General features: G+C 67.5%; 1 protein-coding gene. It reads left to right on the top strand.

Annotated features, from left to right (window positions below; all coding sequences use genetic code 11):
• Window positions 1-52: 52 nt before the first annotated feature.
• On the top strand, window positions 53-1,227 hold a 1,175-nt coding region (gene hmpA, locus OC184_RS20250), incomplete at its 3' end, for an NO-inducible flavohemoprotein (protein WP_265508959.1).

The raw sequence follows: 1,227 nt of genomic DNA, 5'->3' as shown, positions 1-1,227 counted from the left end.
GCATGTATAGGAGGTTATAGATGCATTGATAATGCATGTTTAGGAGAGACTCATGCCACGCCCCCTGTCGCAGCAGACCATCGCCGTCGTGAAGGCCACCGTGCCCGCGCTGGAGCAGCACGGCCCGGTGATCACCGAGACGATGTATCGCCGCCTGTTCCGGAACGAACGCATCGCGGCGCTGTTCAACCAGGCGAACCAGAAGAAGGGGACGCAGCGCCTGGCGCTGGCCCATGCGGTGCTGGCCTATGCGCAGAACATCGAGAACCTGTCCGTCCTGGGCGCGGCGGTGGAGCGGATCGCGCAGAAGCACATCGGCTATGCCATCCTGCCTGAGCATTATCCCTTCGTGGGCGAGGCCCTTCTGGGCGCGATCGAGGAGGTGCTGGGCGATGCCGCGTCACCAGAGATCCTGCAGGCCTGGGGCGAGGCCTACTGGTTCCTGGCCGACCTGCTGATCGAGCGCGAGGCCGCCATCCGGGCCGAGATCGAGGCGCAGCCGGGCGGCTGGACCGACTGGCGCCGCTTCGTGGTGGCCGAAAAACGAGTTGAGGCAGCCGGCATCGTCTCGTTCATCCTGCGGCCCGAGGATGGGGGCGCCGTCATCCCGCACCGCCCCGGTCAGTATCTGACGCTACGCTTCGACGAAGCCGGCCTGGCAGGCGTCAAGCGCAACTACTCCATCTCCAGCGCGCCGAACGCGGAATTCTACCGGATCACCGTCAAGCGAGAGCCTGACGGAGAGGCTTCGGGCTTCCTCCACGACCGTGTCGATGTCGGTGCCGTGATCGAGGCCACGCCTCCGGCTGGCGACTTCCACCTGTCCGACGCGCCCGAGCGGCCGCTGGTCCTTCTGTCGGGCGGCGTCGGCCAGACCCCCATCATCAGCATGCTGGAGGTCGTGGCCGACCGGCACCGCCACGTGCCCGTCTTCTATGTGCACGGCACGAACAGCCCGGCCCATCATGCCCTGGAGATCCAGGTCCACGACGCCGCGGCCCGGCACGGCAACGCCCTGGTCGAGACGTTCTACGAGGGCGGGACCGGTGACGGCGCCAATCGCGGCCTGATCACCCTCGACTGGCTGCAGGCCAACACCCCGCTGGCCGAGGCGGACATCTACCTCTGCGGCCCGCGCCCCTTCCTGCGCCACTTCGTCACCGGCCTGCGCGACGCCGGCATTCCCGCCGACCGCATCCACTTCGAGTTCTTCGGCCCCGCCGACGA

The organism is Paracoccus rhizosphaerae, from assembly GCF_026162645.1.
GTDB lineage: Bacteria > Pseudomonadota > Alphaproteobacteria > Rhodobacterales > Rhodobacteraceae > Paracoccus > Paracoccus rhizosphaerae.
This window is presented reverse-complemented; position numbering and strand designations above follow the sequence as displayed.